This is a genomic window from Streptomyces sp. NPDC053079, from assembly GCF_044546695.1.
GTDB lineage: Bacteria > Actinomycetota > Actinomycetes > Streptomycetales > Streptomycetaceae > Streptomyces.
Genome location: NZ_JBITZJ010000004.1, coordinates 68,238 through 91,697 on the forward strand (window position 1 = coordinate 68,238; position 23,460 = coordinate 91,697).

The following is a 23,460-nucleotide window of genomic DNA, read 5'->3' on the forward strand; positions in this document are numbered from 1 at the left end:
GAGGAGGAGACCCCACCGTGCGTATGACCCAGATCCTCGACTGGCGGCCCGATCCGGGCGAGGTGATCGAGTTCGAGCCGGCCACCGACCGGGCGCCCGTACCGCACGACGTGCCCGCGTCGTACTTCCAGCGGTCGCACATGCAGTCGGCGGCCGCCCACCGCGCCGCCGGGCGGCGGCAGTCGCCCTGGGTGGCCATGGTGTTCGACCTGCCGGGCCGGGCCGATACCGACGCGCTCGCCGCCGCGTGGCAAGGGCTCGTGCGCCGGCACGAGGCGTTCCACACCTGGTACGAGCCGGAGGACGACGACCTGACCGGGTTCCGCCTGCCACCCGGCTCCGTCACGGTACGCCCGTCGCACGTGGGCGACTTCACGAGCACGGACGACCTGCGCGCCTACCTGCACCGACGGCTCGACGAGCGGACCGCGACGACGAGTTGGCCGGGTCTGCTGGCCGGAGTGGTCCGCCGGGACACGACGTCCACGGTGTACTTCGCGATCGACCACGCCTACACCGACGGGCACTCCCTCGCGCTGCTGTTCGACGAGCTCCGCACCCGGTACGACGCGGCCCTCGGCGGCGCCCCGGTCGACCTGGCACCGGCACACGGCTACCTGGACTGCAACCGCCGCGAGCGGGAACGCTCCGCGGCGCTGACGGCGGACGCGCCGGAGCTCGCCGCCTGGTCGGAGTTCCTGGCCGTGGGGGACGGCGGCTTCCCCCACTTCCCCGTCGAGCTGGGCAACGACGCCGGCGAACTGCTGCCCGGCACGCGGCTCCACTACCCGGTGCTCACCGGCGCCCAGGCACGCGCGTTCCGCGCCTATTGCGGCCGGCACGGCGGCGGGTTCGGCGCGGGCGCCTTCGCCGCGCTGGCGCTCGCCCAGTGGGAGTTCACCGGCAACGACGTCTACCGCGTGCTCACCGCCGTGTCGACCAGGGCCTACCCCCGGCTGCTCCACACGCACGGCTGGCTGGTCAACCTCGTGCCCTTGCTGTTCCGGTTGCCCTCCTCCCCCACGCTCGCCGGCGCGATCGCCGCCGCCCAACAGGGCTTCCAGAAGGCCCGCGCGGGATACGACGTGCCGGTGCACCGGGCGCTGGAACTCCTCCTCACGGAAGGCGACGTCCCCGCCATCCCTCCGATGGCGTCCTACCTGGACGGCCGGACCGCGCCGGGATCCGCCGACTACCTCCGTGCGGACACCAGGCTCCTGACCGGCCCCGACAACGCCAGCGGCGTGTCGATGTGGTTCAACTGGTTCCCCGACCGGGCCGACCTGGTGGTGAGCATGCCCGACACCCCACAGGCCGCGGCGGGCGTGCCGAAGTACCTCGACCGGGTCAGGGAGATCATGCTCACCGCGTCGGGTGGGCCCGGTGTCCGGGGCCCCGGTCAGCTGCCGACGTAGTCCGCGAGGTGCTCGCCGGTGAGGGTGGAACGGGCGGCGACGAGGTCGGCGGGTGCGCCCTCGAAGACGATCCTGCCGCCGTCGTGGCCGGCGCCGGGGCCCAGGTCGATGATCCAGTCGGCGTGCGCCATGACCGCCGGGTGGTGCTCGACGACGATGACCGACTTGCCGGAGTCGACGAGCTGGTCGAGCAGGCCCAACAGCTGCTCGACGTCGGCGAGGTGCAGGCCGGTGGTCGGCTCGTCGAGGACGTAGACGCCGCCCTTCCCGGCCATGTGGGTCGCGAGCTTCAGGCGCTGCCGCTCGCCGCCGGAGAGCGTGGTGAGCGGCTGGCCGAGGCTGAGGTAGCCGAGACCGACGTCGGCGAGCCGGGTGAGGATCTTGTGCGCGGCCGGGATGCGCGCCTCGCCGTCGGCGAAGAACTCCTCGGCTTCGGTCACCGACATCGCCAGCACCTCGCTGATGTCACGACCGCCGAGGAGGTATTCGAGGACCGACGCCTGGAACCGCTTGCCCTCGCAGTCCTCGCAGGTGACGGCGACACCGGCCATCATCGCCAGGTCGGTGAAGATGACGCCCGCACCGTTGCACGTGGGGCAGGCGCCCTCGGAGTTGGCGCTGAACAGGGCCGGCTTCACGCCGTTGGCCTTCGCGAAGGCCTTGCGGATCGGGTCGAGCAGCCCGGTGTACGTCGCCGGGTTGCTGCGCCTGGAGCCGCGGATCGCGCCCTGGTCGACCGACACCACCCCCTCTTCGGAGGGCATCGACCCGTGCACGAGCGAGCTCTTGCCGGAGCCGGCGACGCCGGTGACGACGACCAGCACCCCGAGCGGGATGTCGACGTCGACGCCCTGCAGGTTGTGCGTCGACGCGCCGCGGATCCGCAGCGTCCCGGTGGGCTCGCGCACCGTCTCCTTGAGGGCGGTCCGGTCGCCGAGATGGCGGCCGGTGACGGTGTCGCCGGCCCGCAGCCCCTCCACGGTGCCCTCGAAGCAGACGGTGCCGCCTCCCGTACCGGCGCCGGGCCCGAGGTCGACGACATGGTCGGCGATCGCGATCGCCTGCGGCTTGTGCTCCACGACGAGCACCGTGTTGCCCTTGTCCCGCAGCCGGAGCAGCAGGTCGTTCATCCGGCTGATGTCATGGGGGTGCAGGCCCGTGGTGGGCTCGTCGAAGACGTACGTGACGTCGGTGAGCGAGGAGCCGAGGTGGCGGATCATCTTGACGCGCTGCGCCTCACCGCCCGACAGCGTGCCCGAGGGCCGGTCGAGCGAGAGGTAGCCGAGACCGATCTCCACGAACGAGTCGAGGGTCCCCTGCAGGGCGGTGAGCAGCGGCGCCACCGTCGGCTCCTTCAGACCGCGGACCCACTCGGCCAGGTCGCGGATCTCCATCGCGCAGGCGTCGGCGATGCTGATCTTCTTGATCTTCGACGAACGGGCCCCCTCGCTGAGCCGGGTGCCGTCGCACTCGGGGCAGGTGGTGAACGTCATCGCCCGCTCCACGAACGCGCGGACGTGCGGCTGCAGCGCGTCGATGTCCTTGGCCAGCATCGACTTCTGGATCTTCGGGATCAACCCCTCGTACGTCAGGTTGACGCCCTCGACCTTGATCTTGGTCGGCTCCTTGTGGAGGAGGTCGTGCAGCTCCTTCTTCGTGTACTTCCGGATCGGCTTGTCCGGGTCGAAGAAGCCGCAGCCGGTGAAGATGCGGCCGTACCAGCCGTCCATGCTGTAGCCGGGGATCGTGAGCGCGCCCTCGCTGAGCGACTTGGAGTCGTCGTAGAGCTGGGTGAGGTCGATGTCGGAGACCGTGCCGCGGCCTTCGCAGCGCGTACACATGCCGCCGGTGCGGGAGTAGGTCGCCTTCACCGCCTTCTTGGCGCCGCGCTCGACCGTGATCGCCCCGCTCGCCCGGACCGAGGCGGTGTTGAAGGAGTACGCGCTGGGCGGGCCGATGTGCGGCTTCCCGAGCCGGCTGAAGAGGATGCGCAGCATCGCGTTGGCGTCGGTGGCGGTGCCGACGGTGGAGCGGGGGTCGGCGCCCATCCGCTGCTGGTCGACGATGATCGCGGTCGTCAGCCCCTCGAGGACGTCGACCTCGGGCCGCGCCAGCGTCGGCATGAAGCCCTGTACGAAGGCGCTGTACGTCTCGTTGATCAGCCGCTGCGACTCCGCGGCGATCGTGTCGAACACCAGCGAGCTCTTGCCCGAGCCGGAGACGCCGGTGAACACCGTCAGCCGGCGCTTGGGGATCTCGACGCTGACGTCCTTGAGGTTGTTCACGCGCGCGCCGTACACCCGAATCAGATCGTGGCTGTCGGCATCGTGCTGCGCGGACGGCTGTGCGCCCGTCCTCTTCGCCGTGCTCATCGTGTCTCCATCCGTCAGGCGGGGCCGCCTTCGCGGTTTCCGCCGTGGTCGCCTGGCTCGATCTGAACGGCTCCGAGGGTACGCGTGTGCCCACCGAGCCGTACGAGGCGGTCAGTTGTACGCACGCGGAAGCGGAAGCGGCGGCGACTCACCGGTCCTGGAGCAACCCGAGGACGTTGCCGTCGGGGTCGGTGACGGTGGCCACCATGCGACCGCCGCCGACGTCGTGCGCGGGCTCCTTCACGGTGGCCCCCGCGGCGGTCACCTCGGCCAGCTTCGCCTCGATGTCCGGTACGTGCCAGTAGGCCACCGGCGAGGTCATGCCCTGCGGTCCGCCGCCCGGCACCAGCCCGATGTGCTGACCCCCGGCCTCGAAGCCGACGTAGGAGGAGTCGTCGTACTGCGGCGGCAGGCCGAGCAGGGCGGCATACACCTTCTTGGCGGCCGCCAGGTCGGAGACGGGGTGCAGCACGGTCTTGATCCCCTGGGTAGAAGAGCCGGTCATGATCACTCCTGAGGTCGTTAAACCGGATCGAAATCGTCCGATATACACGCTATGTGCGACTCAGTACTCCGCCAGCCGGCGGACCTCGCCCGTGCCCAGCGCGATCACGACCCGGGGCCGCATGGGCCCCTCACCGCGCCGGGAGAGCAGGACCACCTCCTCGACCACGGCCGGCAGCGCGCCGAGCCGGGCGGCGCACTCGGCGGCCAGACGCCGCGGTTCCCCCGTGCGACCGAGGGAGAGATGCGGGGTGAAACGCCCGCCGCGCCCGCGGCAGAGGGGGAACCACGACCCCAGCACCTGATGGAGCCGGTCCCAGGGCGCCGCCCCCGCCGCGGCCGGATCGAGCCACACCGTCGCGTAGCCCCGGTGCCGGAAATACTTCACGCCGGCCAGCCGCACCGTGAACACCGGACTCTCCGCCGCCCCGGCGGCGAGCAGCGGCACGGCTCGCGCGAACTCCTCCTCCGGCACGAACCCGAACAGCAGATTCACATGCGGCGGCCACCGCCGCACCTGAGGATCGTGCTCCCAGCGGATGTCCTGGATCGCCGGCCACAGCTCCCGCGGCGGCAACCACGCCACCGCCGTCCGCGCCGTAGGCGCCACCTCGAGCACACCCACCGGCCCGGCCCCACCGAAAACCGGGTTCCCGTCCACACCGCCATGGTCCGGCAGAGCAGCCGCCGACGCAGAGCGGCGAAAGCCGACGGAACATCAGAAAAGGCCGTTCCCTCTTACGAGGAAACGGCCTCCGACCTGCGAAAATCGCTGGTCGGGACGGCGGGATTTGAACCCACGACCCCTTGACCCCCAGAGGCTGAAACCCAGTCCGAATGGTCCGCATGGTCCACGGAGCAGGGGAAGCGTCCAGCTCAGCGGGGTGTGGTCCGGGTTGTCACGCGGAGCGTGTGACACCGCGGTGACACGTCACGCGTGGGCGTTTTGGACCCGCCGTTTCCGAGAGAATCCCGTGAATCCGTCAGGCGACGGCGGGCGTCGGAATGGTGCTGCCAGTGTCGGTGCTTACGTTGCCGCCACCTTCGGCCCGGTAGGAGCAGGTCGCCGTGAGAACGTCTCCGTCGAGTGCGACCAGTGATGCAAAATCTACCGAGCGTGATTCCCGGCGGATGGTGTTGGTCGGCGTCAGGACACGGGTGGGCTTCTCCGTCCTGACAACCATGCCAGTCGTCAGGTTGGTGACGGTGACCACGAGCTTGTCCTCGATGTTTACGTTGTTGAGTGCTGCGCCGACCTCGATCTCGGCGATGACATCGTACGGCTGGCCGATCTTGAGGCTGTCGGCGGCGCTCAAGGTCCCGTCGAGCGCGAAGTACAGACGGTTGATCTTCGCTTCCCACATTCCGGCCACGGCTGAAGCCCCTTCACGCCGGGTGAGTTGGGTGAGTCGCCCCGCCGAATTCTCTCCCACAGCCACCGATTGCGAACCCCGGTCTCGAAAGCGGGCGAAGCTCGCCGACAGCGCGCGCTCTCTTACACTCCCGCTCTTCATACGCCAGCCCAGGTCAGCTGGCTGAATGATGGAGGTCTAAATCGTTGAAGCGTGAAACGCTTGTCTGGTCGATCCACGCTCACTGATCGAACAGTGGGAGCGCCATTGCCCGAGAGATCCAGGGCCTGAGCGTCGGTGAGGCCTTCATGTGCCTGCCTAACGACACCACCCGCAAGGTCCGAACGCCGGATCTCCCAGACCTCGCAGTGGATCCGTCCGAGCTCGCCGCGGTCGAGGAATACCATCTAGACCGCTATTTCGTCCCCGGCGTCATGGAGAAGCCGACCCCGCCGCCGATACCCCGCTCCGTCGCCCGACGAGGACGCCCTATGGACGATGAGACCGCGACAACGGTATTTCGGCTTCCGAGAATCAAGAGACGGAAGAAGGAAAAAGTTGGGGGTTGATCTCGGGTGGTGGGGTGTGTTATGAGAAAGGTGCCGTATCTATATGAAATATATTGGCTCAAAGCCGCAAGTGGCTTCTGAGCACCCCGTTATCAGGGGCATTCAAATTCGCGTTGCCCACGTTCTCAGTCTGCGTCTTGAGGGTGCCTCATTCGAAGAGATCCACGGCTGGTATCCCTGGATCTCACTCAATACGCTCCGCGGCGCGTCGATGAAGTAGTCCAGCTGTCCGATCGTCCCGTCCATTCCTAAAGCATTTTACAAGCATAAGCTGCTCTTCGATGAATGTATGCCCCCTCGGCGCTCGTACCCGCAACTCAACGAACACTTTTGCCGCACAGCACCTGCCGGTCCGGCAGCCGCCGACGGCCCGGATGCCGGAACCTCCGCTCCTTGCAGGGCAGCAGCGGCTCGATCCGCTCTCACAGCTCATCCGACACGATCCACAGTGATGCCCCCACAAGCCGGACAACGCTCAACCCGCCCGCCAGACGCGGCCACCAGCAACAACCAACCTCATTCTGTTAGCCGTTGTAAGACCGACAAGCTGCGGCGGGAGGCCTACCGGCTCATGGAGAAGGCCGGTGTACGTCGTGTCCGTCTCTACGACGCCCGTCATGCGGTCCTGTCCTGGATGGCCAACAACGGCGTCCCCGACACCGTGGTCTCAGCCTGGGCGGGCCACTCGGACCTGTCCTTCATCAAGCGGATCTACGTTCACCCCGACCCCAGGAGCCTTCAGGCCGGCTCGGACAAGCTCGGGGAGCTGCTCGCGCCTTGAGGAAGATCCCCACACATCGCCCGTTTGGCCTAGTCCCGTTTGCGGCCCACTCGTAAGTCTTTTATACCAAGAGAGGATGGATTCGCCCATTTGGGCCTATTTCTTCCGTGCTCCGCTCTTGAAGAGAAGGTCCGCTCATGAACGCTCCACTCAATGGACCAGTTGGCGGGATGGGCTGGATACCCGACCGCCCTGACATCCGCGACTACACCAAAGACGCACCGCAGGTCAACAAACTCCTCGGCTCAGCAGGGATGCTTTCCCGAGCACTCGCTGCGCCACCTCCGCTCGTTGACCTGCGCCCCAAGTGTTCTCCCATTGTGGATCAGGGGGATCTTGGCTCGTGCACGGCCAATGCCGCCACTGGAGTACTTGAGTACTTTCAGATTCAGTCCTCCGGTTCCTACATCCCCGGCTCCCGCCGCTTCGTCTACAAGGTGACGCGCAACTTCCTCAACCTCCAGGGCGACACCGGTGCGTACCTCCGCTCCACCATGGGTGCGCTTGCGCTCTTCGGCGTCCCCCCGGAGAAGTTCTGGGCCTACGATGTCGAGCACTTCGACGACGAACCGCCCGCGTTCTGCTACGCCTTCGGAGCGAATTACCAGGCCCTGCTGTACTACCGGCTGGACCCACCGGCCATCAACCTCAACGAACTGCTCACCGACATCAAGGCCAGCCTCGCGGCTGGGCTGCCCTCTATGTTCGGCTTCCCGGTCTACACGAGCATCCGGCAAGCCACCGGGGGTAACATCCCCTTCCCCTCGTCGCATGAGACCGTTCTCGGGGGGGCACGCGATCGTTGCCGTCGGCTACGACGACAACCGTGCTGTGGCCAACCCTGTCGACAGCAGCACCACGACAGGCGCACTCATCATCCGCAACTCCTGGGGTACGTCCTGGGGCGACAACGGCTACGGCTACATGCCGTACGACTACGTCACCCAGGGCCTCGCAGATGACTTCTGGGTGCTTGTGAACGCCGAGAACATCGGCGTCACCCCGTTCAATGAACAGCCTGCCTGACTGTGCCGGAGCCGGAAGGGCGGGCTGGGCCGCTCCCTCACCTTCCTGGCCGAATCGGTGTGATCCACAACATCTGTGACCAAATGTGACACAACAGGGCGGAAAACGAACAAGAGCCCTGCTTCACTTCAGTGAAGCAGGGCTCTGATCTGCGACTACGAGGCGAACCTCTAGTCGGGACGGCGGGATTTGAACCCACGACCCCTTGACCCCCAGTCAAGTATCCGAGGGTCACAGCAACGTCGAATAAGGCAAACCGCCATGGCGATTCACTCACTAACGCACCAGTTGTTCATTAACATGCACAACATGTGGTCCCCAAATGGTCCCCAGCCCCTGCATCTTGGTCACCCACGGTTCAGGGATTGCCGGCTGGCCACAATGCCAGCGTAACGCCGAGCGCCAGATCGGACGACGGCCCGGTGCTGGCCCTTATCGAAGGCGGGGGGGCGACCGCCTACCCGGCCCCGGCACTTGCGGTTGGCCCTCGATGGTGACCTTGATGCCCCGCTGTCGCGGGTAGGTGCGGTTGTCACGGCCGGAATACGCTTTGTCACCGCGCACGCGGTCCGGACGGCGGCGCGGCCGGCCCGGTCCATGCGGCTGGATCCGCAGGTCCTCCAGCACCAGGATGAGCATGAGGCTGTCGCCCCGCCGGTAGGGCGAGGTCCGCCAAACCAGCGGGCGGGCGCGGTCGCCGGACAGCAGATGGACCTTGCTGGTCAGTCCGCCCCGCGAGCGTCCCCCGCGCCTCCCACCCATCGCCTTCCATACGCCGGCCCTTTTGTGGGAAGCCGCCCTGCGGCCGGCCACGGGATCCGACTGCGCGCTGATGCGTCCGGCAGGACGAAGCGGATATGGAGTCACGTCGCCTGAACAGCTCCACTGCTGTCACCACATCGGCTGCCGTACCGATCCGACCAGGCAAGTTGCCGATCAGCGGCCTTGGCCTTCATCGTTAACGAGCGGTGCCACCCACGCTCCGCTGGGACCCGACGCTTCCCTCCTACGAGGCCCGATGTCAGAGGCATGGGGCACGATGACGGATGACGACATTGTCCGGATCCGCCCGGGTAGACGAGAAACCTCTAGAGAGGGCGACATGCCGAAGCTCCCGAATGGACGGCGCGTTGGGCAGGCTGCTGTGAACGCGCTGCGCGCCCTGCTCGAAAAGCATGATCACATCGTTCAAGAGATATCCGGACAGAACGACTTCGGTGAGGACTTCTACGTCACCTTCACCGACGACGGGAATGTCACGAGCGACACGATTAAAGTCCAGGTCAAGGGTGGGGACAGCTGGCGTCGAGGCAACGGCTACGCGGTGCCCGTCCACCACCACGGCGACACCTGGGCGAACGGGAACATCCCCGTCTACTGCGTGGTGTACGACCCGGATAGCAAGAGATTGCACTGGGCGAACGCAACCCAACAGCTCCGCCGGTTCGGCCCCCTTCATCCACCACGCTTCATCGGCGTCAGCCCCAACGCGGTCCTGGACGACACGACAATGGGCTCCTTCGTCACCCAGGCCCGCCGCTACGTCGGACGCTACGGAGGCCGACAGGCCGTCCTAACCCATCTGAGCGAAATGTCCGGAGCCGAATTCGACCCGGCGGACCACGTTCTGCACTTCGTCAACGGCGACGACGAGGACCTCATCTTCTGGAAACGCCCGGGAGACGCGGTGGCGACGCAACTGCTCAGCACCCAAGGCTGGCAACCGGTTTGGGTCAGCCTGGAGTCCCTGATGCGCTCCGAGCTTTCGATGCCGGAGGACGGAAGAGACACCGGACTCGCCGACCCCGACCTGTCCACCGCCGAAGATCTGGAGCTGAGCCGATCCGAGATCATGTGGGCAGCCTCGTGCTTCATCTCCACTCGGCAAGCCGACGAAGGGCCGGAAGATGGCCTCGTTGACCCCGTCGAGTGCCAGGGGTGTCCGAGCTGCGCAGGCGAGGAGTTCGAGGAGCACGGCAGAATCGAGGCGGATGTGATCCATGACTACATCCTCACCCGCATTCTCGACCGGATTGAAGCCGAACCCGGTCTAATGCAGCGCTCGATCCTGGCCATGCGCGAGGACGACAGGCTCGAAACAGACGTCGTCGCCGAGCTCGGCCCTCTCGAATCCGAGCCGCGCATCGTCCGCCAGGTAAACAAGCTGAGCCGGGCGAGAGTAGCTACGATGGGCAACATCGAGCCGGAGGCATTTCGCCTGGCCATCCTTTACCTCATTCACCGCATCTACGTCGGTGGCCCCTCCCTCCCCCTTGACGAGCAGGTCCGAATCGTCTGGCGCATCCCCGAGCCCAGGCCCACAGCGTCCGAGGAGGTCCGGCACTGTGGGCGGACGTGACAACTCGACCGCGCTTGAGTGGACTCGTACACGGCCTCTCGGAGGCGATGAATCCGGCCCAAGCGGAGGGAGGGACAGTGAGGAACCGATACGTATCAGCCAGCGTAACCCCGCCTGATCCGGTCCAGATGCTGGCTTACCACCATCAGTTCCTGACGGTACTGCTCCCTGGGCAGGGACAGCAGAAACTAGTGAAAATCGGTGAGTTCGGTCGTGGCCGCGCCGTAGTCGCCCAAGTTGACCAGGAAAGTTCCGGCGTAGAGCCGAACCCCCAGCAGAAGGGGGGTCGTCGGACGGGGGCCAGTTCGTCGACCAGAGCGCGGAACTGCCTGTGCGCCTGGTGGAGGTGCCCGAGGCCCATGCGGCAGTGGGCGGCGCGAGCCCGCACTGCGCCGCCTGGTCCGCGTGCTGGGGGCCAGCGCTGCCGAGTTCCTTCGCGAGGGCCGTGTAGGCGGGCAGGGCTTGACCGAGGTCGCCCTCGTCGAAGAGGGCCTAGGCGTGACTGAAGCGCTCGGGAACCGGTACCGGCACGGAGCCGGGGCCGGGGGCGGATAGCGAGACAGAGGCGGCGGAAGTGGGCTCCGCGCCGGGCTGGAGGGAGAAGTAAGCGGTCGAGGACGGCCCGTGCGGAGGGGGCGCTTGTCCTGCCGCTTGGCCAGCGTCTCGGTGATGACGGCTTCCAGTACTGGGTGGATCTCGGGGCGCAGCATCGATAGCGGGACCGGAGGCTGGTGGAGGAGCACGTTCAGCGCGTCTGTGAAGGGCGCCCCTCCAGTGAGGAGTTCGTAGAGGATGCAGCCGATCGCGTACAGGTCGGTCTGCGGGACGATGAGCCCGGACTGCACGACCTGCTCGGGGGCCAGGTATCCGACGGTGCCGAGAACCTGGCGGTTGCGCGTCAGCCGCTGGCGGGTTCGAGTAGCGCCCTTGAACGTCGCCGCGACCCCGAAGTCGAGCATGGTGATCCGGTCTGTGGGCGACACCATGGTGTTCGCCAGCTTGAGGTCCCGGTGGATCACTGGGAGGGCATGGGTGTGCGTGAGGATGTCGCAGAGCTGCAGAGCGATGTCGACCACCTGCGCCTATGTGAGCGGCTGTCCGTGCCGCAGGACGGATTCGAGGGTGTCGCCGAGAACGAGCCCCATCACCATGTAGACGTGCTCCGCATCCCGTCCGAGGCGCGCGTCGTAGAGGCACCGGGAGGCCGGGATGGCGAAAGCCCGCGACAAGCCGGGCCTCCCGGCGGAAGCGCTCGATCAGCTCGTCAGCGGCCGTCCGGTCGCCGGTGGCGGGGAGATGGTGTGGATGGATGAGCCTAACGGCGACGGGGCGACACAGCTCCAGGTCGTACGACTGCCAGACCTGTCCCATGGCCCCGGCGCCGAGTCGCGTGCGCAGTTCGTAGCGGTGGTCGAGGACCGCCAGGACCCCGATGTCACGATCCACAGACGTCATCACCCGATCCGGTCGCGCCGTCGGCCGCGAGTTCCTCGGCGAGCTCGACGAGAGTGCCTTCCCCGAGCAGGACCCAGCACCCGGTCCCTGCACCGCCACAGGAGCCTCGGCCCACGAGGCTGCCTGCCAGATGCGCATCACCAGGCCGCTCGAGGAGTAGCGCGCGCCATCCACCGCCCAGATCAGGGGCGCACCCGCGTCATTGACCCAGGTGGCGAGATAGCGGCGCGGATCCTCGCCGAGCCAGTCGCCGAGCGCCTGCTCCTCCGGGCGTGTGGTGATGCGGAAGACGAGTCGGCGCCTTCCTTGATCCGCCTGTGGTTGACGAGCAGGCGGACGCTGCTCGGTCGCCGTCGGTTCGGGCGCAAGCGGGGGTCCGGAGAGGTGAGAACCGGCATAGTGGGAAGGCCCTCAGGGGCTGTCCAGCGCTGCCGCCGCGATCTGTCGGCACCTGCGTGACGCTGAAGACCCTGGAGAGCAGGGCGCGCTCACAGTAGAGGCTGTCCAGCAGTCTCGTCACCAGAGGGACGATCGCCCGCCTGCACAACCTCACCCTCGTCGGGTAGGCGAACAAGCCGTACTGCATACGACCTTGTCACTCCCTACTCCAAGCTCTTTACGGGAAAAGCCTTAGGCAAGCTCGGAAGAGCTCACTATCCTCCTCCCCTACCCTTCCCCGCCACTCACTTCGCCGGGACGGTCAAGAGAAAGGCTCAACTGAGCATTCAGGCGTCTGCGCATACGATTGATCAACGCTACATTCAATTGGAGAGATCCATCGGCACAGGCCATACACCACACGTACTCACCCATGCGGGCTCCCATGTCCGAATGGCTGCACACGAGATAGCCGCAGGCCACACAGGAGGTTCCGTAGCCCGTCCTCGGCGTAGCTTTAAACGATTCTTGGGGCATTCCGGAGGTTGCTGAATACATCTTGCTCGTTCCGAGTGGCGCATGTAGCATGGACTGCCCTCTATGACCCGCGTGATGACGGTTGCGGGCATATGAGTTGTGACGCCATGGTCGGCGCACAGCATCCGCACGGTCCCACGCCTCTCCCCAGGCTTCGAGCGCAGCGCCGCGTACTCCACATGCCTGCGCCAAGGAGAGCACGAAGCCGCGGCTTGGCAAGACTTGGCGATTGAGGACACGGCTGACCGTAGCCGGGGGAAGGCGGCCATATCCTCCCGCCCGCTCGTTCAACTCTCGATATGGTCGACGGCCATCCCGCGCGTAGAGTTCCATCAGAGCCGCGTGCAAGTCGACGAAGTTACCGACGAAATCTATGTGTACGGCCACACGCTGCGCTCGTTCTCCATCACTGCGAGATTCATATCGGGCCCTCTTCCACAGTCGCTCCGCCTCAGCCAGGTCCGCATCGCAGGCTTGAGCAAATGCCAGAACCACCATCAGTTTTGGAACGGACCTGCCCGATGCGGCGCGAGCCAGGGTGTCTTCGCTATAGGGAGTGCGCTCGGCGAGGCATGCGTAGCTCAGTCCTGAGCTCTCGCGCCTGGCCCGTAGCCACGACACGAGAGCTGCGAGGGACTTACTGCATGCGCCGATGGGCTTCTCTCGGCGCCCCACGCCTACGCCTGCCCAAGCTCCGGCGAAACGATTCCAAGCTGCATAACACGTAGCCTCTGCACCAGGCGCCTGCCATCCGCACAGCACGCGCCCAACAGAGCAGCAACCGCAGGCGAAGGCACTCCCGTCACAGCGAGGACCGTCACCGCCAGGAGGATGATGATCACCAAGATCGCCTCGGTAGGGGCAAGGGGCTTGATGCCGGCTTCGACGCAAGCTGCGCGTCGACTCTGCTCACTCATCGCTGATCCTTTCGGGCATTCGGGCTCCAACTACCACACGCAGAGCAGCGGTTGCCGACGCCGCTCTCACGCACGAACCGATGTTGGCACTTCATCAGCGCTGCACCCAAGCCGCATAGCGCTCATTGAACCGTTTCCCGCATCCATGTTGCCGACGCCTCAGGTGCTTCCCAACCGATCCGTTTACGCAGGTAGCGCGGTTGTCGAGTCGCGATTCCCGCATCGCTGTTCCCATTCAGGGTTGACCTCGCGCACGGCAGGGCCCACCTTGGGATTAGAGACTCCAGGGCCAGCGGATCTCGCTGGTCCTGGCCCGGGCACCGTGGGCTCCACCCAGGATTCGGGGAATCGAGAGCATGTCACGTTGCCGCGAGGACTGCTCACGGCTCAAAGTGCCGCACGCAGAGCCCTGCCTGCGGCACTTCGGGCCCTGCCATCTCGCTCTTACGCCGACCATCGCGTGCGGGAAGCAGCCTTGGACAGTGAGCTCTTCCCACCTTGACTGGACCGGATGGTGTCTGCGTTTGCGCCACTGCCCGACGGCCCAAGGGGAGGGGTCCTGGCACTCCACCGAACAGCTCGCCCGGATGCTCAACCTGGATCCGTCCACCCTCCGCAGGTGGCGAACCGCACGCCCCAGGGCCCTCCCTTCGTCCGCCTGTCCCCTCGCCTGACGATGTACAGCGCCTGCGACGTCCACCGGTGGCTGGCCGACCACCGCATCGACCCGGCGCGGGCCGCCTCATGGTGCACGTCGACCAACTGCCCATCGCCATCCCCCTCTCCCCCGACATCGAGACCGCCCCGATCGTCCGCTCCCCTACCGGGTGCGCGTCCGGTGGGTTGATTCCCACACCCGCGAACGCAGGTCCCTCTCCGAGTCCAGCGCCACGATCGACCAAAGCCCAGGGCTGGATCGACACGGTCACCGCCGCGTCGCTGCGAGGCGTCGACCCCAGCGTCTCGTACGACCTTCCACCCGTCCCTTGATGTCCTCGTGGTCTCGTTGTCCGTCGGAGTCGCACGGCGGCATCAGCTGGGCGCGGTCCGCACCGAGCTCAAAGAGGCGATCCGGCAGGGCTCCCTACCCAGTCCAGCCAGCAAGGCGGAGCGAGTGTGGTCAGGAGCTGGTCGCGTGTGGGTGGTCATGGGATGTCATGGCGGCCGGCCTCGGCCTGGGCCTGCAGGCGGCGGACGATCTGCCACCACTTCCTCGCCCCCCGGGAGTACCAGTGGTCTTCGCCGATCGGGCGCCAATCGGCGAGTTCGCTCAGCTGGGAAATGATCTTCTCCAAGTCGGCCCGGCCGTATCCGGCTCGCTTCGGGTCGAGCCTCTGGGCGATGTCGTGGAGCCGGTGAGCTGCGCGGTAGTAGGAAAGCTGGGTGTCGGTGAGCCGACGCGCCGCGTAGCCGCCGCACTTGCTGCACCAGTCGAAGTCGTCCCGGGCAAGCAGGTCCCCTACGGTCAGCAGATCGTCATCGTCGATGACGCCGCGCTCCCGGGAGTGCCTGCACAGCGGCGAGTGCCCCTTGCCCTCGATTCGCGGATCGGCGTTGGTGGTGTAGATCTGCACCTCGGCAAGCACGCCCAGCGGAATTCCGCTGCCTCCTCGCCACCGGTCACTGGTGGGCGGTTCGAACGGCTCGAGGTCCAGGCGCCTGCTGGTCAGCAAGCCCTGCCACACATCGTGGGGCACTCCGCGCCGACGGCTCCCGCTGTCGAGGGTCCGAAGATCATGAACACCCCGGGCCATGGCGAGGCAGCGGAGGTTACGTTCGATGTCTTGATCCCTGAAGGTCAGCCACGCAGTCATCCGCGCTCCATCGGTGAGGCCCAGCCAGTCCCCGAAGCGTGGGTCATGCACGTCGTGGACTTGCTCGGGCCAGATGCTCTCCCGCTCTTCCGGCCTCCGGCCGATCTCACCGACCCATGGCTCGATCACACTCGAGGGAAGGTCCGAGGCACCGGCGATGACGACCCCGTGCCAGCCGCTTGCCAGCCGCTTCTCGATGGCTGCCAGCGGCAGCACCTCGGCCCCATTGCTCGTCGAGAAGACGATGTAGAGCTGGTCGGCGTTGGGCGAGACAGTACCCAAGGCGCGGAAGTGATCGGCGGTGACCGGGAGTCGGCCGAGAACCGGGGTGTCATCGAAGACCCCCGGCTGGACATGGCTCGCACGATCACTCGCCTCCCCCTCCGCGATTGGGCCGTCTCCGCCGTCGTGGAGTTCGCACTCGATTGGGTAGGACCGGGCAAGGAGCCGGTCGGCGATGAGATCGGGGACCTCAAGTGTGAGAGTGCGGCGGCGCCAGTCGGCATCGGCGAGGTAGGTGACCAGCACACCCGTCGTCCACCGGTCCAGGTTCGCCAGGAAGCCCGTCTCACGGGAGTGCGCCGTATCGTCGCCGATTTCCGGCAGGCGCGCGATCACGCGCCTCGTGGGCACAGGGGCCGTTGAGGACGCGGCCGTGCGGGCGGCGTCCTCCCAGGAGGCGACGAGGCCCTGGGCACCGTTCACAGCCTGGTGATAGCCCTTGCGGTTGCTACGGATGTGCCGCACCAGGCTGTAGGCGACGTAAGAGCGGTCGCCGGGGCGCCCCCAGCCCTCCGAGGCCCTGCGCTGCCACTCGCCCCACAGCGCCTTCACATGCTTCTCGATGTCCGCGCTCTTTCCCAGCGCCCTGAATTCCTCATCCTCGAGGGGGAGTTCCGGCTCGCTCATACCGGCCACTGCGGCGGCCAGAAGAAGCCCCGCCGGATCGACGAACAAGGCCGCCTGCGCCCGCAGAACCTCCAGGTACCGCTCCTTCGCCACCAGCTTCGGCTCCGCCCAGTCCTCGAGCCAAGGGAACATCGCGGCGACGGCCCGGGCCTGGTGCAGGCTCTTCGCGGCATCGCGCCAGTCATCGAACACCCGGCCCCGAAGCCACTCCGCCTCGTCGCGCGCCTCCTGTTCTCTGGCGTCGTCCTCTTCTTCCTCGTCGCGCTCAGCCGTGGACTCGGCCTGGAGGAGGTCAGCCGCGGCCTTCGCTTCTTCCTGCTCCCAGCCGTCGTCCGGGTCCGGCGCGGTATAGGACTGCAGCTGGTACAGCAGGCCCACTCCGCCAAGTGCCCCGAGGAAGATGCCCAGCCCGCTCTCCGGCCGTGCCCACGAGCCCCACTGCGTACACCGCGAGCACAGTCGACCGATCGTTGTCGCATTCAGCGGCAACTCTGCCGTCGTCACGTTGTGTGTCCGCAGCTGGGTGCAACTGGGCGTGGCGTGCAGCTTGGCGTTCTTACCTTTGGCCGAATGAACAGTGACCGGGGTCCCCTCGAACGGGCCGAGCGGTACATCAGCGGTCAGCGAGCAATCGAGCATGGATCCTCCCCTGGTCGGGCTCGGCTCACGAGCCTAGCCCCGGGCACTGACAGTGCCAGCTGGCCCCTCTGGGTTCAGTTGCCGGCCGCCAAATGCTGCTGTGGCACGAGTACCGAAGAAGTAGGACGCAGCCCTACAGTCGCGTTGTGAACCCTCCATCGGTGCAACGTCTGCGCCTGCCCGACGGCACGATTCGTAGGACCAGACTGCTCGCACTCTGCAGCGGATCCTCTTCTAGCGTCAGTTGTCTTGGTCGATCCAGGCCGGCGGGACAAGGGCCGTGTGCCCACCGCGCCAGCGTTCTGCGACCGCGGTGTGGAAGATGTCGTCTTCCAGATCCGCGTGCTCCATCACGATCACCTGGAAGTCTCCGTCAAGGTGGCTCACAGTATCGTTGATTGCTTGATAGACCCGTAGCAGTGAGGTGCGGTCCTCACCGGCGAGATCTACTTGGGGTCCGTCGTAGTCGGATGGAAAGTACACCTGGGACGGCTGGTCGAGTACCAGGAGTCGCGGCAAAGGACGTCCCTGCTCGGCGAACCACTCATGCAAACTCAACAAGGCCGCGATGTGGTATCCAAGCCAGTTCTCACCACTGCCCATGTCGCTCAAGGGCACCGGGCCGCGAGGAGTGTCAGCCACGATGCTGAGGCGACGCAAGTCCAGTCGTACAGGATGTTCGGAGTGTTCCAGGCTCAGTGCGCGAGCTTTGGCCGCGATCTTCTGATTGATCAACGAGAGGCAACTGGCGAGCCGATCGGCTTGCGTGTCTGAGCCGAGCGCCTCCTCAAGGTCAGTGATCTCCCGTTTCAGTTCTTCACGCGTATCAGCGACGGGTGGAGCGTGTTCGGCGCGGGCCGCATTTTCGAGGAAGAGACTGATCCTGCCCTGGACAGAAGCCGCGCGGAGAGCCTGGCTGCGGAAGCGGGCCGCCTCACGAATGCCGGCGTCCAGCGCTTCACGCTGCTCACGGTTACGGACCACCTCGGTGCGCAGTTCCTGAAGCCGCTCTTCCTCGGCAGCGATCAGGCCCTGGATGACCGGGGCGTCGTCACTGACGAAGGCAACGTCGGAGTCCAAACGCTCCAGATCCTTACGGATCACCTGGACGGTCTGCTGTACCGGAGAGACCACGCTGTCGCATACAGGGCAGTGCTGGCCGGTGCCGTCAGCTGCGGCCCGCAGCAGGCCGAGGGAGGCGAGTCGTTCACGCTGGTCGCGGGCCTGGGCCAGATAGTTGCTCTCTTCGGCCAGAGTCTGGCGAAGCTCTGTGATTCGTGCCCTGATCTGCTGATGCCGGGAGCGCAGTTCCTGTCGCTCGCGGTCCAGGAGGGCAGCGTGGTCGGTGGAGTCGGAGTACTCGAGCTGACCGGGGGCGTGGGTGAGGACGGAGGCGAGGATACTCAGCGCCTCGTCGAGCCTGACGGTGTCGTCGGCACGGGCGGGCAAGAGGCCTACACTCTCAGCCTCAGATATCAGGGCGCGGGCCTGTCCAGGCGCGGGAGCTGCTTGGGCAGCCTGGGCGATCTGCCTCTCGACGTTCTTGAGCTCTGCGCGCAGCTGCTTGAGCCGGGCGCGGCGTAGGGCCTGTTCCGGTTCGACTGCTCCCAGGAAGTAGGGCAGCGTGTCGCGGATGGCCTGCGGCCGCCACTCATGGCCCTGGGAGTGGAATAGGTGGTCAGGGTTGGCGATTTCGTTCTGTGCCTGAAGGCAAAAGAACAGAGCGTGGCGAATGGACGGCGCCATAGTGGTACCGCGCTGCGCAGGGATACGGACTGTTCGATCGATGCCACAGAACTCGCTGAGCAGGCGTCGAGCGGCATCCAGGGGAAAGGTGAAGTCGATGTCGCCTCGGGATAGCGGGGGTGCGCCCGCGCTCTGGAACTGCAGACACAGTCGGGGAGCGGGGCTGGTGCTGTTCTCGGGAGCCGGACGGGCGATGAACAGCTGCTGATCGCCGCGTACCAGTTGCAGGGCAAAGATGCTGGTGTAATCACGGACCTTGCCAGCGCGGACAGGGTAGTCGCTGCTGCCCATACAGTAGTCGGTAATAGTCCAGATCGATGTCTTACCGGTGCGTGAGTCTCCGGTGATGATGTTGAGGCGACCCGGATGGAGCTCAAGGACCCGCATCTGCTCGGGACGGTGCCCATACAGAGTCAGCGATTTGATCTGGTAAGTCACGGGCGCACTCCGAGCAGGGTCAGGGTCGTGGCGGCACTTCCGCCGGTGGGTAGCCAGCGGCCGAGCATGTGCGCGGTCTTCTGGATCGCAACGAAGGTGTCTGAGGTGCCGTTGATCGTTGCCGGTATCGCGCGAAGGCGCAGGTGCAACCGCGCGGTGTCATTGAGGCTGAGCAGCTCCGTCTGCAAAGCGAGAAGGATGCCGGGGCGGACCATCGTTGCCAGACTGGGTGCGTTGGCTGCCATCAGGACGCGGACGGTTTGGTTCTCCGCGGCCCACTTGGGCAGGCTGGCCTTGGTTGTTCCTGGCAAAAGAGACCGAATGGCCGGCTGGAGGGCCATCACCGCAGCGGTGACCGCGATAGGCAGGGGGCAGGGGCCCGCCTCGCGTTGGTGTCCCTGAACGGCGCGACAGCTGACGAGGGCCATGAACGCCGGGTTGAACAGGGCCCGCTCCTCGCGACTGAGCTCGACTGGCACAGTCATCGGCCCACCGCCGGCTCCAGAAGCGCCATCAGCCGGGCTTCGAAGTCGGGATGCCACCCGACACGTTGTTCATCCGCCAGCATTTGGTAGGAACCTGTCGTCACGAACGCCTCGTCACAGCCGGCCCGGATTCTGTATCGAGCGTCCTGCTCGACCCAGGCATAGATCTTCTTCGCCTGTACGCGCATCTCCGATTCAGCCGCGTCCTCACCCAGATCGTCGGCCATCAGGTAGAAGCGCCTCTCCCATTCCTCGACCAGGCGTCGCTCATAACGGCCGAGTTCACCAGGGCGTAGAAGGTTTTCATTGGACCACCGGGAGCGCTGTTCATAAGCCCGGACATAGTCCCTAACCGCCATCCGTATGCGGGCGTTACCAATCCCGGCGAGCATAAGCTGTCGCACGAAGGCTTTTTCCGTGTGCTCGGTCACCTGACCGGTGAGGTCGACGACGTCAGCATCGATGGGAAGGTTATCGGGCCGGAACTGGTTGCGACGCTGATCGAAGATGTCATCGAATTCAACCCCGGTGACTGGGCCAGACCCCCTGCCCGCCAAGTGGGCGATGCAGCGCTGAAGAAACCAGCCCTCCAGGCGCTGAAGGAAGGCTTGTGCGTGGGGGTGACCGACAACCAGGGCAGCCCGGCCCTCCAGCTGGTCACCGGCCTTCGTGATGTTGTCAGCCTCATCGAGTACCTGAATACGTTTGAGCAAGTTCAATTTCTCATCTGTGTCCAGAGCATCCCATGCTGCGAAGTTAGCCAGGGTGGTCGAGCTCTTCGCTGCAGAGTTAGCGCGTGCCGCATTCAGCAGCTTCAGCGCCTCGGCTTCGTTCCGCAATCCACCGGGACGACTCGGCGCCAGGTAGGACCCGACGGTCCCCTCTGGCGCGATACCAGTCGTCAGAAGAAACAGGTTCGTCCGCTCCAGGTCGATCCGCTGGTCGGAGACGGCCGTAGCCCAGATCCGGAGCGTCTTCCACAGGTCGCTACTGGCATCGGTCATCCGCGTCCCGGGCGCACGGTGCTTGAGCTGCCACCAGTCCGTTGAATCCTCGCGCACAGTTTCAATGTCGTCCCCTGCCTCGACAGCAACCGTCCAGTCGAGACCTGCCTGGAGATGATCCACGCACACCAGCAAAGCCATGCGCAACTGGTGCAGATAGCCGAGCGCCGCTGCGGATGCCTCAAAGGGATCAGACTTGCCGCTCATTGCATCCCCCGCCTCTGACCTGCCCCACCATGCATCCGGAGATCGTATCGGCAAGGGCGACACCTGGTTAAGGTGTTCCGGGACAATGAGTCGGTTACGTCCATCCCCCGGTGGCGCACCCTTGGACGCATCGGCATCGGCCAGGCCCCGGTATCTGTGAGCGGCAGATCGCCGCCGAAGGAAGCCTCGAACAGCCAGCACCGGCACCTGCCCCGGACGGCGGCAGGTAGCTCTGGGGGACAGCTGTCGGGCCAGACGGAAGTCAACGTCTCCAGAGTGATTCGCTGCCGAAGAAGCGGTAGCGGACCAGGTTGATGCTGTGCCGCTACTCGTGCGCAGCAGGGACGCCGCGTAGCAGGTGAAGTCGCCGGCCCCGTATGAGCCCCCGGGCCGCTCCCCAGCACTGTAGCGGCCGCTTGTTTCCTCAGGGAAGCATTCGCTGCTGCGAGGCATCTTCGACTGCTAGGTCGGCGAACCAACGGGGCATTTCTCCCCGGGCGAGCGAGAGGTCGCTCATGGAGCGGCTCGTGCCACGCTCTGTCTGGAAGATTCCGGGATGGGATTCGAACACGAATCCCTGCCGACGTACCTGTCGCCCCGCCAAGGGATATCCGCAGGTCAGGGCCAGTACGTATGCCGTTGTGGTCGCATGTGGTCGCACGAACCGCCGCCCCCAGGTCGACACTGGGACTAGCAGTTCAATGCGCAACTTTTGGAAGCGATCATCATGCGCTCCGCCGCTTCTCGGGGGCGTGTCTACCGGCGCTGCAGCTGTCGGGACCAGCTGCACAAGCAGCTCGGATCACGCTGTCCACGGCTCCTCGCCGATCCTGATCATGGCACGTGGACGTTCGCCGTCGATGTCCCTCAGTGCGCGCCGGGGCGTCACACCGTCCGTCGTGGCGGCTTCCCTGACCGGGGCACCGCGTCACAGGCCCTGCGGCGCCTGATCGACACCGCTGGTACGGGTCTTCTCGCCGATCCGAACCAGACGGTCGCCGACTACCTGACTGCCTGGCTCCAGGCCAAGGCCATGACCTTGAAGCCGACGACCACGGTCCGCTACCGCGCCTACGCCGAGGACGATCTCGTCCCCGCGCTCGGGAAGATCAAGCTCGACGATCTCGGCTACGGTCACATCACGGCCTTCGTCCGAGCGCAGCTCTCGCGCGGACGGGGCCCAGCCATTCACCGGATCCTCACCACCTTGTCGAGCGCACTCGGCGAGGCTGTCCGGCACCACCGGCTCGACCACAACCCCGCCCGGCCCACGATCATCCCCCGGCCGGCAGCCGCCGAGCGTCACATCTGGACCGTCGACGAGGCCGTGGCCTTCCTGCGGTACTGCCATACGGCCGACCCGCTCATGGCCGATCTTGTCGAGGTCCTCATCGGCACCGGCATCCGCAAGGGAGAAGCACTCGCTCTGGGCTGGGACGACGTCCGCCTCGACAAGCGCGTCCTCTATATACACGCGACGCTCTCCGCGATCGACAACAACCGCCTCGTGATCACCACGCCCAAGACCAGGAGCAGCAGGAACTGGGTCGCCGTCTCCGGCCGCGTCGCCACCGCCCTCCACCACCGCGCCCGAGACAGACGCCCGTCAACGATGGCAGGGCTCGAAGGTGATTTCGTGTTCCACCGTCCCGACGGCCGACCGCTTCACCCGGAGTACGTCCTCAACCGGTTCCACCTGCTCTGCCGCAAAGCAGGCGTCTCCCGTACGACGATCCATGATCTCCGGCACCTGTCGGCCACGATCTCGATCAACGCCGGCGTTCCGCTCACCGTGGTGTCGAAGACCCTGCGGCACTCGACGCTCTCTACAACCGCGAACATTTACAGCCATCTCACCACTCAGGCAGCCCGCGAAGCCGTCGACGCCATCGACAAAACCCTCACCCAGGCCGACCGGCCACCCACTCCCCCAGGCCCGATCCCGGCACCGCGACCGCTCTGCGACCACATCCCGCAGCTACACAACCAGATGATCACCATCAGTCAGCCCACCTGCACCAGGGCTTACCCCCGAACAGCCCCGGCGGCGGTGAGCACGTGCGACCACATTGCGACCACAAACCGACACAACATCAGAAAGGCCGTTCCCTCACTACGAGGAAACGGCCTCTGACCTGCGAAAATGCAAGTCGGGACGGCGGGATTTGAACCCACGACCCCTTGACCCCCAGTCAAGTGCGCTACCAAACTGCGCCACGTCCCGGTGCTTGTCCGGCCCGGGCTTTCGCCCTCGCCGACCGCGCATGAGAACAATACCGCACTTCGTGAGGTGGTCGCGCACGGCTTCGCACCCCGTGGAGCCAGGTGCGGGACTCCATCCCGCCGCTACGCACGGTGACGGCACTCCGACGCCGCGTCGAGCGTCGACGCCATGCCCCCGTGCCCCGTTCGGATGAAGAATCCCGGCGGGCCCGAGTGATCGACCGGGGTGATCGACCGGCGATCGGCCAGTGATCGACTCCGGGCGGACCTCCTCACCCACGCGCCACGCGCACATCACTGCTCGCCACCCCACACCACCGACCCCGTACC

19 protein-coding genes, 1 tRNA gene and 1 pseudogene are annotated in these 23,460 nt (G+C 66.2%); 7 read left to right on the plus strand and 14 right to left on the minus strand.

Features of this window, described 5'->3' with window-relative positions:
- The first annotated feature begins 23 nt into the window (after positions 1 to 23).
- A complete protein-coding gene (locus tag ACIGXW_RS16115) occupies positions 24 to 1,415 on the plus strand; it encodes a condensation domain-containing protein (RefSeq protein ID WP_399574029.1) in 1,392 nt (463 codons plus the stop codon).
- Here ACIGXW_RS16115 and ACIGXW_RS16120 read toward each other — a convergent pair.
- The 4 genes from ACIGXW_RS16120 to ACIGXW_RS16135 form a co-directional block, all read right to left on the minus strand.
- On the minus strand, positions 1,400 to 3,787 hold the full coding sequence (locus ACIGXW_RS16120) for an ATP-binding cassette domain-containing protein (RefSeq protein WP_399573557.1): 2,388 nt from the start codon (positions 3,785 to 3,787) through the stop codon (positions 1,400 to 1,402). The two genes, ACIGXW_RS16115 and ACIGXW_RS16120, sit on opposite strands and share 16 nt — an antisense overlap.
- 148 nt (positions 3,788 to 3,935) lie before the next feature.
- The gene (locus tag ACIGXW_RS16125; RefSeq protein WP_399573558.1) at positions 3,936 to 4,292 is read right to left on the minus strand and encodes a VOC family protein; all 357 of its coding nucleotides are present in this window, start codon (positions 4,290 to 4,292) and stop codon (positions 3,936 to 3,938) included.
- Between the two features lie 60 nt (positions 4,293 to 4,352).
- Positions 4,353 to 4,952 (minus strand): 2'-5' RNA ligase family protein, encoded by a 600-nt coding sequence (locus tag ACIGXW_RS16130; RefSeq protein ID WP_399573559.1) that lies wholly within the window; start codon positions 4,950 to 4,952, stop codon positions 4,353 to 4,355.
- Positions 4,953 to 5,274: 322 nt separating this feature from the next.
- Positions 5,275 to 5,664 (minus strand): hypothetical protein, encoded by a 390-nt coding sequence (locus tag ACIGXW_RS16135; RefSeq protein WP_399573560.1) that lies wholly within the window; start codon positions 5,662 to 5,664, stop codon positions 5,275 to 5,277.
- A gap of 591 nt (positions 5,665 to 6,255) precedes the next feature.
- On the opposite strand from ACIGXW_RS16135, the gene ACIGXW_RS16140 reads away from it, so the two are divergent.
- Complete coding sequence (locus ACIGXW_RS16140; RefSeq protein WP_399573561.1) at positions 6,256 to 6,432, plus strand: DUF433 domain-containing protein; 177 nt, start codon at positions 6,256 to 6,258, stop codon at positions 6,430 to 6,432.
- A gap of 112 nt (positions 6,433 to 6,544) precedes the next feature.
- Here the strand turns inward: ACIGXW_RS16140 and ACIGXW_RS16145 are convergent.
- Positions 6,545 to 6,673: pseudogene (locus ACIGXW_RS16145) on the minus strand (IS5/IS1182 family transposase); the annotation flags it as partial.
- Here ACIGXW_RS16145 and ACIGXW_RS16150 point away from each other — a divergent pair.
- Positions 6,664 to 6,993 (plus strand): tyrosine-type recombinase/integrase, encoded by a 330-nt coding sequence (locus ACIGXW_RS16150; protein WP_399573562.1) that lies wholly within the window; start codon positions 6,664 to 6,666, stop codon positions 6,991 to 6,993. The pseudogene ACIGXW_RS16145 and the gene ACIGXW_RS16150 sit on opposite strands and share 10 nt — an antisense overlap.
- 245 nt (positions 6,994 to 7,238) lie before the next feature.
- Here the strand turns inward: ACIGXW_RS16150 and ACIGXW_RS16155 are convergent, their stop codons facing one another.
- The gene (locus tag ACIGXW_RS16155; protein WP_399573563.1) at positions 7,239 to 7,730 is read right to left on the minus strand and encodes a hypothetical protein; all 492 of its coding nucleotides are present in this window, start codon (positions 7,728 to 7,730) and stop codon (positions 7,239 to 7,241) included.
- A 34-nt stretch (positions 7,731 to 7,764) separates the two neighbouring features.
- On the opposite strand from ACIGXW_RS16155, the gene ACIGXW_RS16160 reads away from it, so the two are divergent.
- Both ACIGXW_RS16160 and ACIGXW_RS16165 read left to right on the plus strand, forming a co-directional pair.
- The gene (locus ACIGXW_RS16160) at positions 7,765 to 8,019 is read left to right on the plus strand and encodes a C1 family peptidase (RefSeq protein WP_399573564.1); all 255 of its coding nucleotides are present in this window, start codon (positions 7,765 to 7,767) and stop codon (positions 8,017 to 8,019) included.
- A 1,102-nt stretch (positions 8,020 to 9,121) separates the two neighbouring features.
- Positions 9,122 to 10,378, plus strand: a complete 1,257-nt coding sequence (locus tag ACIGXW_RS16165) for a DUF4365 domain-containing protein (protein WP_399573565.1) — start codon at positions 9,122 to 9,124, stop codon at positions 10,376 to 10,378.
- Between the two features lie 188 nt (positions 10,379 to 10,566).
- Here the strand turns inward: ACIGXW_RS16165 and ACIGXW_RS16170 are convergent, their stop codons facing one another.
- Both ACIGXW_RS16170 and ACIGXW_RS16175 read right to left on the minus strand, forming a co-directional pair.
- The gene (locus tag ACIGXW_RS16170; RefSeq protein ID WP_399573567.1) at positions 10,567 to 11,454 is read right to left on the minus strand and encodes a serine/threonine protein kinase; all 888 of its coding nucleotides are present in this window, start codon (positions 11,452 to 11,454) and stop codon (positions 10,567 to 10,569) included.
- 6 nt (positions 11,455 to 11,460) lie between these two features.
- Positions 11,461 to 11,607 (minus strand): hypothetical protein, encoded by a 147-nt coding sequence (locus ACIGXW_RS16175; RefSeq protein ID WP_399573568.1) that lies wholly within the window; start codon positions 11,605 to 11,607, stop codon positions 11,461 to 11,463.
- A 203-nt stretch (positions 11,608 to 11,810) separates the two neighbouring features.
- Here ACIGXW_RS16175 and ACIGXW_RS16180 point away from each other — a divergent pair, with 203 nt between their 5' ends.
- Positions 11,811 to 11,993, plus strand: coding sequence for a hypothetical protein (locus tag ACIGXW_RS16180; protein ID WP_399573569.1), 183 nt, complete (start codon positions 11,811 to 11,813; stop codon positions 11,991 to 11,993).
- Between the two features lie 506 nt (positions 11,994 to 12,499).
- Here ACIGXW_RS16180 and ACIGXW_RS16185 read toward each other — a convergent pair.
- The 5 genes from ACIGXW_RS16185 to ACIGXW_RS16205 all read right to left on the minus strand — a co-directional run bounded on the left by ACIGXW_RS16185 (position 12,500) and on the right by ACIGXW_RS16205 (position 20,907).
- Complete coding sequence (locus tag ACIGXW_RS16185; RefSeq protein WP_399573571.1) at positions 12,500 to 13,510, minus strand: helix-turn-helix domain-containing protein; 1,011 nt, start codon at positions 13,508 to 13,510, stop codon at positions 12,500 to 12,502.
- Between the two features lie 1,300 nt (positions 13,511 to 14,810).
- Positions 14,811 to 17,027 (minus strand): hypothetical protein, encoded by a 2,217-nt coding sequence (locus ACIGXW_RS16190; RefSeq protein ID WP_399573572.1) that lies wholly within the window; start codon positions 17,025 to 17,027, stop codon positions 14,811 to 14,813.
- Between the two features lie 240 nt (positions 17,028 to 17,267).
- Complete coding sequence (locus tag ACIGXW_RS16195; protein WP_399573573.1) at positions 17,268 to 19,211, minus strand: DUF3732 domain-containing protein; 1,944 nt, start codon at positions 19,209 to 19,211, stop codon at positions 17,268 to 17,270.
- On the minus strand, positions 19,208 to 19,696 hold the full coding sequence (locus tag ACIGXW_RS16200) for a three component ABC system middle component (protein WP_399573574.1): 489 nt from the start codon (positions 19,694 to 19,696) through the stop codon (positions 19,208 to 19,210). The genes ACIGXW_RS16195 and ACIGXW_RS16200 overlap by 4 nt, the downstream gene beginning before the upstream one ends.
- Positions 19,693 to 20,907, minus strand: coding sequence for an ABC-three component system protein (locus ACIGXW_RS16205; protein WP_399573575.1), 1,215 nt, complete (start codon positions 20,905 to 20,907; stop codon positions 19,693 to 19,695). Before ACIGXW_RS16205 ends, ACIGXW_RS16200 begins: the two co-directional genes overlap by 4 nt.
- A 712-nt stretch (positions 20,908 to 21,619) precedes the next feature.
- On the opposite strand from ACIGXW_RS16205, the gene ACIGXW_RS16210 reads away from it, so the two are divergent.
- Complete coding sequence (locus ACIGXW_RS16210) at positions 21,620 to 23,041, plus strand: tyrosine-type recombinase/integrase (RefSeq protein ID WP_399573576.1); 1,422 nt, start codon at positions 21,620 to 21,622, stop codon at positions 23,039 to 23,041.
- Positions 23,042 to 23,057: 16 nt separating this feature from the next.
- Here the strand turns inward: ACIGXW_RS16210 and ACIGXW_RS16215 are convergent.
- A tRNA-Pro gene (locus tag ACIGXW_RS16215) sits at positions 23,058 to 23,131 on the minus strand.
- Between the last annotated feature and the right edge of the window lie 329 nt (positions 23,132 to 23,460).

Coding starts and splice junctions, on each gene's coding strand:
- ACIGXW_RS16200 (WP_399573574.1), bottom strand. CDS start 19,696: ATGACTGTGCCAGTCGAGCTCAGTCGCGAGGAGCGGGCCCTGTTCAAC.
- ACIGXW_RS16115 (WP_399574029.1), top strand. CDS start 24: ATGACCCAGATCCTCGACTGGCGGCCCGATCCGGGCGAGGTGATCGAG.
- ACIGXW_RS16190 (WP_399573572.1), bottom strand. CDS start 17,027: ATGCTCGATTGCTCGCTGACCGCTGATGTACCGCTCGGCCCGTTCGAG.
- ACIGXW_RS16160 (WP_399573564.1), top strand. CDS start 7,765: ATGAGACCGTTCTCGGGGGGGCACGCGATCGTTGCCGTCGGCTACGAC.
- ACIGXW_RS16165 (WP_399573565.1), top strand. CDS start 9,122: ATGCCGAAGCTCCCGAATGGACGGCGCGTTGGGCAGGCTGCTGTGAAC.
- ACIGXW_RS16140 (WP_399573561.1), top strand. CDS start 6,256: ATGAAATATATTGGCTCAAAGCCGCAAGTGGCTTCTGAGCACCCCGTT.
- ACIGXW_RS16120 (WP_399573557.1), bottom strand. CDS start 3,787: ATGAGCACGGCGAAGAGGACGGGCGCACAGCCGTCCGCGCAGCACGAT.
- ACIGXW_RS16180 (WP_399573569.1), top strand. CDS start 11,811: ATGTCACGATCCACAGACGTCATCACCCGATCCGGTCGCGCCGTCGGC.
- ACIGXW_RS16125 (WP_399573558.1), bottom strand. CDS start 4,292: ATGACCGGCTCTTCTACCCAGGGGATCAAGACCGTGCTGCACCCCGTC.
- ACIGXW_RS16205 (WP_399573575.1), bottom strand. CDS start 20,907: ATGAGCGGCAAGTCTGATCCCTTTGAGGCATCCGCAGCGGCGCTCGGC.
- ACIGXW_RS16150 (WP_399573562.1), top strand. CDS start 6,664: ATGCCCCCACAAGCCGGACAACGCTCAACCCGCCCGCCAGACGCGGCC.